This window comes from Tianweitania sp. (assembly GCF_032053605.1).
In the GTDB taxonomy this organism is placed as follows: Bacteria; Pseudomonadota; Alphaproteobacteria; order Rhizobiales; family Rhizobiaceae; genus Tianweitania.
The window spans coordinates 1-8,213 of the sequence record NZ_DAMBUH010000097.1 but is presented as its reverse complement, the minus strand read 5'-3'; the positions used below and the strand labels follow the sequence as shown (position 1 = coordinate 8,213).

Annotated in this window: 5 protein-coding genes and 1 pseudogene; 1 reads left to right on the top strand and 5 read right to left on the bottom strand. The window is 60.7% G+C overall.

Annotated features, from left to right (window positions below):
- The 5 genes from RTX98_RS16795 to galU form a co-directional block, all read right to left on the bottom strand.
- Positions 1 to 272, bottom strand: a 272-nt coding sequence (locus tag RTX98_RS16795; RefSeq protein ID WP_312797966.1) for an ATP-binding cassette domain-containing protein, incomplete at its 3' end; no start/stop codon positions are given.
- A 7-nt stretch (positions 273 to 279) separates the two neighbouring features.
- A complete protein-coding gene (gene ugpE, locus RTX98_RS16790) occupies positions 280 to 1,128 on the bottom strand; it encodes a sn-glycerol-3-phosphate ABC transporter permease UgpE (RefSeq protein WP_312797970.1) in 849 nt (282 codons plus the stop codon).
- A gap of 61 nt (positions 1,129 to 1,189) precedes the next feature.
- On the bottom strand, positions 1,190 to 2,074 hold the full coding sequence (ugpA, locus tag RTX98_RS16785) for a sn-glycerol-3-phosphate ABC transporter permease UgpA (protein ID WP_189502744.1): 885 nt from the start codon (positions 2,072 to 2,074) through the stop codon (positions 1,190 to 1,192).
- 114 nt (positions 2,075 to 2,188) lie between these two features.
- The gene (ugpB, locus tag RTX98_RS16780) at positions 2,189 to 3,499 is read right to left on the bottom strand and encodes a sn-glycerol-3-phosphate ABC transporter substrate-binding protein UgpB (protein WP_312797965.1); all 1,311 of its coding nucleotides are present in this window, start codon (positions 3,497 to 3,499) and stop codon (positions 2,189 to 2,191) included.
- Positions 3,500 to 3,670: 171 nt separating this feature from the next.
- The gene (gene galU, locus RTX98_RS16775) at positions 3,671 to 4,546 is read right to left on the bottom strand and encodes a UTP--glucose-1-phosphate uridylyltransferase GalU (RefSeq protein ID WP_312797964.1); all 876 of its coding nucleotides are present in this window, start codon (positions 4,544 to 4,546) and stop codon (positions 3,671 to 3,673) included.
- A gap of 222 nt (positions 4,547 to 4,768) precedes the next feature.
- On the opposite strand from galU, the pseudogene RTX98_RS16770 reads away from it, so the two are divergent.
- Positions 4,769 to 8,213: pseudogene (locus RTX98_RS16770) on the top strand (protein ndvB); the annotation flags it as partial.

Below are 8,213 nucleotides of genomic sequence, written 5' to 3'. Positions count from 1 at the left end.
ATATGCGGGTAAAGCGCATAGTTCTGGAACACCATGGCGATGTCGCGCTCGGCCGGGCCGACCTCGTTCACCACGCGGCCATCGATCGAAGCGGTGCCGTGGGTGATCGTTTCCAGCCCGGCGATCATGCGCAAAAGCGTGGACTTGCCGCAGCCGGACGGACCGACCAGCACGCAGAGCGACTTGTCGGCGATCGAGATATCGACGCCCTTCACGGCCTCGACGCCGCCCCCATAAACCTTGCGGACACCTTTCAGCTCAACGGTTGCCATTCCGGTCTTATTTCTCCGTTTCGACGAGGCCGCGCACGAACCAGCGCTGCATGAACACAACCACCAGAACCGGCGGCACAATCGCGAGGATGCAGGTCACCATCACGAGGTGCCACTGCGTGTCGGCATCGGCGAAGGAGATCATCTTTCGCAGGCCGATGACGATCGTGTTCATGTCGTTGCGGTTGGTGACGAGCAGCGGCCAGAGATATTGCGTCCAGCCATAGATGAAGAGGATCACGAACAAAGCCGCGATGTTGGTGGCCGACAAGGGTAAGAGGATATCCTTGAAGAAGCGCCACGGACCGGCGCCATCCACACGTGCAGCTTCCACCAACTCGCCGGGAATGGTGAGGAAGAACTGGCGAAACAGCAGCGTCGCGGTCGCCGAGGCGATCAAGGGCACGATCAGGCCGGTATAGGTGTCGATCAGGTTCAGATCGACCATCACCTTATAGGTCGGCAGGATGCGGACTTCGACAGGCAGCATCAGCGTGATGAAGATCAGCCAGAAGAACACCATGCGGCCCGGAAAGCGGAAGAACACGATCGCATAGGCCGACAGGATCGAGATCACGATCTTGCCGACCGCGATGCCGAGCGCGACGATCGTGGAGTTCAGCAGCAGCGTCCAGACATTGACGCCGCCGATCTGGCCGATTCCGCCGAACAGCGCCTGATAATAGTTGGCGAAGAACTCCTTGCCCGGCAGCAAGGGCAGCGGCGGGCGAAGGATCGTTTGCAGCGAATGGGTCGACGCCACGAAGGTGTAGTAGATCGGAAAGGCGACGATCAGGATGCCGAGGATCAGAGTAGCGTGGGCAATGTAGCGCGAACTGCGCGGAATGCCGAGCATGGCGCCTTCTTCGCGGCGGCCCAGCAAGGCTGCCTTGGATTGGCCCGTTACTGGTGCAGCCTCAGCCATAATGCACCTTCTTCTCCACGTAGCGGAACTGGATGGCGGTCAGTGCGATGACGATCACCATCAGGATCACGGACTGCGCGGCGCTTTCGCCCAGGATCAGGTTCACGAAGCCGTCGTTGTAAACCTTGTAGACCAACGTTTCCGTGGCCTTGCCCGGTCCGCCGCCGGTCACCGCGTGGATGATGCCGAACGTGTCGAAGAAGGCATAGGTCGTGTTGATGACGAGCAGGAAGAAAGTGGTCGGAGCAAGCAGCGGGAAGATGATCGTCCAGAAGCGCTTGGTTTCCCCAGCACCGTCGATGGCCGCTGCTTCAACCAGCGTCTTCGGGATCGCCTGCAAGCCCGCGACGAAAAACAGGAAATTGTAGCTGATCTGCTTCCAGGCCGCGGCGACGATCACCAGGAACATGGCCTGCGGACCGTTCAACAAGGGATCCCAGTAGATGCCGGCCGAGCGCAGCATATAGGCAAACGTGCCCATGGAGGGGTTGAACATGAAGAGCCACAGCATGCCGGCAATTGCCGGTGCCACCGCATAGGGCCAGATCATCAGCGTGCGGTAAAAGCCTTTCCCGCGCACGACCTTATCCGCCATAACGGCAAGGAACATGGCAACCGCCATGGCAAGAACGGCCGTGGCGATCGAGAAGATCACCGTAACCTGGATCGAATTGACGTAGTTCGGATCAGCCAGGACGCGGCGGAAGTTGTCGATGCCGACGAAGGCGCTGTCCAGCCCAAACGGATCTTCGCGCAGGGTCGATTGGTAGATCGCCTGGCTGGCCGGCCAGTAGAAGAAGACGAGCGTGATCGCCAACTGCGGGGCGACCAGCAGATAGGGCAGCAGCTTGTTGGGGAATGTAACGCGGGGGCTCAAACGGGGTCCTCACGATCAGAGCGTCCCACACCGGTTGCGATGCGGGAGCGGCTTACCCGTTTTCTACGGGTAAGCCATTGCAATGCTTTAGCACATTTTATTTAGCCGGCAAGCTTACTTGCCGAGCGCCTGCTTGATCGCTGCGTTGCCGCGTTCGACGGCATTGTCCAGCGCCTGCTGCGCGGTCTGCTGACCGGCCAGCATCTTCTCGTATTCCTCGTTGAGGATATCGCGGACCTGCGGCAGGTTAGCGAGGCGCACACCCTTGGAGTTCGCAGTCGGCGCCTTGCCCATCATCTGCTGGATCGGGATTTCGCGGCCCGGCTTTTTCTCATAGAAGCCGGACTTCTTGGTCTCTTCATAGGCCGCCATCGTGACCGGGAGATAGCCGGAAACCTGATGCAGGCGCGACTGAATCGGGGTCTGCGACAGGAATTCGAAGAAGGCCGCAACGCCCTTGTACTTGTCGTCATCCTTGCCGCCGAACACCCAAAGGCTCGCGCCACCGGGGATCGTGTTCTGCGGTGCGCCTTCGGTGCCGGCTTCATAAGGAAGCTGGCCGGTGCCGAAATTCATGCCCGACTTCACCATGTCGCCCAAGCCGCCCGACGATTCAGTCAGCATGGCGCATTCGCCGGACAGGAAAAGGTTCTTCGCTTCCGCGGTGCGGCCGCCATATTTGAAGGTGCCGTCCTTGGCGAGCGCGGCGATCTCATCGAAATGCTTCACGAAGACGGGCGTGTTGATCTTCAGCTCGACATCCAATGCGGCAATGCCGTTCTCGTTGGTGCCCCATTGCTGGTTGTTCCAGGCCGCGAAGTTTTCGGTCTGGATCCAGGTCAGCCAGGTCGAGGTATAACCGCAGGCAGCAGCGCCGCTGGTCTTGATCTTCTTGGCGGCATCCCAGACTTCGGTCCAGGTCTTGGGCGGATTGTTGACGTCGAGCCCAGCCTTCTGGAAGGCGTCCTTGTTGTAATACAGGATCGGCGAGGACGAGTTGTAGGGGAAGGACAGCATCGTGCCGTCCGGCTTCGAATAATAGGAGACGATGCCGCCGAGATATTTGCTCTTGTCGAAGCTTTCGCCCGACATGGAAAGGATGTCGGCCACCGGCTTGATCGCCTTTTCGGCGGCCATCATGACACCCGTACCGGCGTCGAAAACCTGGATGATGTCTGGCGCCTGGCGTGCGCGGAATGCGGCGATGCCGGCGTTCAGCGTTTCCGGATAGGTGCCCTTGAAGACCGGAACGACCTTATAGTCGGACTGGCTTTCGTTGAATTCCTTGGCGAGCGTCTCGACGACCTCGTTATTGGCACCCGTCATGGCGTGCCACCAGCTGATTTCCGTGACGGCAAAGGATGCCGATGTCGAAAGCAGCGTTACCGACGCGGCAACAATGGCCGTAAGCCCGATGGTCTTCATAATCTCGCTCCCATATTGTTGGCGAAAGATTGCTTCCGCGACAGGGAGTATCGTCGGATTGTGACAGCCAAACAACCGTTTTCACAAGCGGCAGCAGCATTGTCCGATGGTAAAAAGGCGCAGGCTGCATAAAGGGGCCCGCGCCTGATTGAATAGATCCGCTGATGAGGATCAGAGCGTGCTGTAGCCGCCGGTATATTCGCTGACTTCAATGTCGCCGGCGATATCGGGACGCATCATCGCCATGTGCAGGTTGGCGTTGACGAAGCCGGCCGGCGATCCGCAATCGAAGGTACGGCCGGAAAACTCATACGGCCGGATTTCCTGCGTTTCCATGAGCTTGATCAGCGCGTCGGTGAGCTGGATCTCGCCGCCGGCGCCCGGTGTCTGATTCTCGAGGAGGTCGAAGATTTCAGGCTGCAGGATGTAACGGCCCGAAATGTAGAGGTTGGATGGAGCCGTGCCCTGCGGCGGCTTTTCCACCATGCCGGTGATACGACGATCCGCGCCATCCGAAAGGGAAACGATGCCGAACTTGTGGGCTTCTTCCGGCTTGCACTGTTCAACGGCGATGACGTTGCCACCCGATTTGTCGTACACGGAAACCATGGAAGCGATGCAAGGCTGCTGATCGACCATGAGCATATCGGGCAGAAGCACTGCGAAAGGTTCGTCGCCGATCACGTGGCGGGCAGCCCAGACCGCATGGCCAAGGCCGCGCGCTTCCTGCTGGCGCACGAAGGAAATGGAGCCCGCCTTGGGCGTCATGGAGGTGAGCTTGTCGGCCACGCTGAGCTTGTTCTTGGAACGCAGCGACGTGTCGAGTTCGAACGCATGATCGAAATGATCCTCGATCACGCCCTTACCGCGGCCGATCACGACCACGATGTGCTCGATGCCGGAGGAAAATGCTTCTTCCACGATGTAGTCGATGATGGGACGATCCACCACGGTGAGCATCTCCTTGGCGACGCTCTTGGTGGCTGGAAGCATGCGGGTGCCGAAGCCCGCTGCGGGAATTACGGCCTTGCGAATAATTTTGGTCATGCAGCGTTCAGCTTCGATCTGACAGGGATGGCTGGGCATATGGTGCAGCAAAGAAGTTTCACAATGGTTCCGTCAAAGCGCGATATTGCAGGCGCGAGACTGTAGACAATCGATGATGCGCCCATTTCCATTTGCCTCGGCAACCAATTTGGATCAAATCGGTTTAACCGGGTCGCCAGCTTCAGGCCTTGAGGCTGCGAAATCATGAGCACGGATAAAATCATGGATGTTCAGACGGATTCTTCGCGCCTGAAGTTTTCAGACGTGGCGCTTCCCGCAGCGGCGGATTTGCCGATCCGGTCGAATTTCATCCGAGAAGAAAACCTTCGCAGCCTGGGCGCCGAGTTCGCCAACAACAGCGAAAGCTTCCTGCGCGACATCAAGCCGTTCGATGTGCAGGAGCGGCTCAAGGACAACGCCGCCAAGATCCTCGGCGTTTATCGCGCGACCAATGATGCGGTGGCGCGCGGCGATACGATTACGCCGGCCGCGCAATGGCTGCTCGACAACAACCATGTGGTGGAAGAAGCGATCCACCAGGTTCGTCGCGATCTTCCGCACCGCTTCTACCGCGAACTCCCGCTGATCCGCATCGGAGGCGGACACGAGATCCCGCGCGCGCTGGCCTTGGCCTGGCTTTATGTTGCGCACACAGACAGCGCTGTTTCGGAAAGCTCCTTTCAGGCTCTGGTACACGGTTTTCAGACCGTTCACCCGCTGAAGATCGGCGAGCTGTGGGCCCTACCCTCGATCCTGCGCTTCGTGCTGATCGAGAACCTGCGGCGCCTTGCCCTGCGCGTCGATCGCGCCCGCGAGATGCGCCAGGTCGCCAACGTGGTTGCCGACCGTATCCTTGGTTCCGGTTCGGTTCGGGCTGGCGAAGAGGCGCTGAAGCCGCTCGCGCGGCATGCGCAGGACAACACATTCGCCACGCAGCTGCTGTACCGCCTGCGCGACGGCTCGCGCAATGCAGGCGAAGCGCTGCGCTGGCTGGAAACCGAGCTGGAAAAGGCCGGAAACGATGCCGAGGTCGTGATCCACGGCGAGCATCAGACGCTGTCTTCCGGCAATGTCACGACCGGCAACATCATCCGCAGCCTGCGCCTGGTCGACGACGTGGAATGGAGCGACTGGTTCGAGGCGCTCAGCTATGTCGACGAGGAACTGCGCAAGACACCGCATTTTGCCGAACTCGATTTTGCGTCGCGCAACGAATACCGCAAGGCCATCGAAAAACTGGCGCGCCGGTCCGGGAAAACGGAAGTCGAGGTCGCGCGTCTGACCCTGGCCCATGCGGCGGTGGACGGCGATGCCGGCGTTGTTCTGGTTGGCTCCGGCCGCGAAGCCTTCGAACAGGAACTCGGTTACAACCCGACCTTTTCCCAGCGTTTTCGCCGCATCTGGCGTCGTGCCGGCTGGATGGCTGTTGCCGGCCCAGTTGCTGTCCTGACGGGCCTATTGCTTCTGGCCGCGGGCCTCGGTCTGTGGGCGCTCGGCGCCACCCCCGCAGCCATGACGATACTGCTCATCCTGTTTTCGATCCCTGCGATCGAGGGAGCGGTCGGTCTTTATAATACGCTGACGCTGCTGTTCCTGACGCCGACGCGCATGATCGGCTACGAATACAAGGAAGGCGTGCCGGCAGAAGCGCGCACGCTGGTCGTGATCCCCTCGCTGATCGGCTCGCGCGACGATGTCGATGAAAGCGTGCGCAACCTCGAAGTGCATTTCCTCGCCAATATGAAGGGCGAGCTGTCCTTCGCGCTGCTCACCGACTGGAACGACAGCAAACACGAGATTTCGCCCGAGGATCAGGACCTGCTGGATTACGCGCGCAGCGAAATCCGCGTGCTGAACGAGCGCTATCCGCGCGACACAAACGTCCGCTTCCACATCCTCCATCGCCGGCGCCTTTGGAACAAGGCTGAAGGCGTGTGGATGGGCTGGGAGCGCAAGCGCGGCAAGCTGCATGAGCTGAACCTGCTTTTGCGCGGCGACGACGACACCACCTTCCTGACGCCGGACACAGCCCTGCCGGAAGGCGTGGTTTATGTCATGACGCTTGACGCCGACACGCGCATGACACGCGAAGCAGCGACGCGTCTCGTCGGCAAGATGCAGCATCCGCTGAACCGACCTGTGAACGATCCGAAGACCGGTATCGTGATCCGCGGCGCGGCCATCCTGCAGCCGCGCGTGACGCCGTCGCTGACCACGGGCGACGAAGCCTCGTTCTTCCAGCGCGTGTTCTCGGCCAATCGTGGCCTCGATCCGTACGTCTTCGCTGTCTCCGACGTTTATCAGGACGTCTTCGGCAGCGGCACATTCACCGGCAAGGGCCTGTACCACATCGATGCGGTGGAGGCGGCCTGGAAGGGTCGTATCGCCGAAAACTCAGTGCTGAGCCACGATCTGCTGGAAGGCTCGCTCGCTGGCGCGCAGCTTGCAACCGATGTCGAGCTCATCGAGGACTATCCGACCCGCTATACCACCGACGCCTCGCGCCACCATCGCTGGGCGCGCGGCGATTGGCAGCTTCTGCCCTACCTGTTCGACCCGAAGTCGGGCATTCCCGGCCTGTCGCGCTGGAAGATGGTGGACAATCTGCGCCGTACCATCACGCCGATCTTCTGGGTGCTGGCATCGATCGCCGGCTGGAGCCTGCTGCCCTTCACATTCGCGGTGCAATGGCAGGCGCTGCTGATCATCACACTGTTCCTGGCACAGACTTTCGAGCTGATGGACTCACTGTTCCCGCGCTCCTTCGACGTCACCATGCGTGGCCATGTCAGCGGCGTGTTGCGCGACATCGCCTTTGCCACCGCGCATGTGGTGCTAAAGGTCGTGCTGATCGCTCATTCGGCCTGGCTAATGGGCGATGCGATTATCCGCACGCTGTACCGCATGTTCGTCAGCCGCCGCGACCTGCTCGAATGGCGCACGGCCTCGCAGGCCTCCAAGGGCGGCAACGATCTGCTCGGCACCTTCAGCACAATGCATGGCGCTCTTGTGATCGCCGTGGTCGGCGTCGCCATTCCCACGATCGCAAACTCCAGCGGCGCCTTCCTTGGCGCGCTGTTTGCTCTCTTCTGGATCGGCTCGCCGGCCTTCGCCTGGCTGATCAGCCGCTCGGCACATTCGGAAGACCGCTTGGAAGTGTCGGCCGACGACAAGCTGTCGCTGCGCGTCGTGGCGCGCCGCACCTGGCTCTACTTCGAAACGTTCGTTACGCCGGGCGAGCACTTCCTGCCGCCGGACAATTTCCAGGAGAACCCTGTCGGCATCGTCGCCCATCGGACTTCGCCGACCAATATTGGCGTGTATCTCCTGTCCTCTATCTCCGCGCGCGACTTCGGCTGGATCAGCCTGGCCGAAACGGCTGAGCGCATCGATCAGACTGTCGCCACGATGGAAAAGATGCAGCGCTTCCGCGGGCATCTCTACAACTGGTACGACACGCAGTCGCTGCAGCCCCTGCTGCCGCTTTATGTGTCGGCGGTCGATAGCGGCAATCTTGCAGGTCATCTCATCGCGGTTGCGCGCGCTTGTTCGGATTGGGCCGAAGCACCGGCCGCTTACCTTCAGGGCGATTTCGACGGTGTGCTGGATGTCACCACCATCCTCGACGAAACGCTGGCCGCCCTGCCCGACGACCGCCGCCCGCTGC

Excerpts from the sequence above, each read along its gene's own strand:
- ugpE (WP_312797970.1), bottom strand. The coding sequence starts at position 1,128 with ATGCTCGGCATTCCGCGCAGTTCGCGCTACATTGCCCACGCTACTCTG.
- ugpB (WP_312797965.1), bottom strand. The coding sequence starts at position 3,499 with ATGAAGACCATCGGGCTTACGGCCATTGTTGCCGCGTCGGTAACGCTG.
- galU (WP_312797964.1), bottom strand. The coding sequence starts at position 4,546 with ATGACCAAAATTATTCGCAAGGCCGTAATTCCCGCAGCGGGCTTCGGC.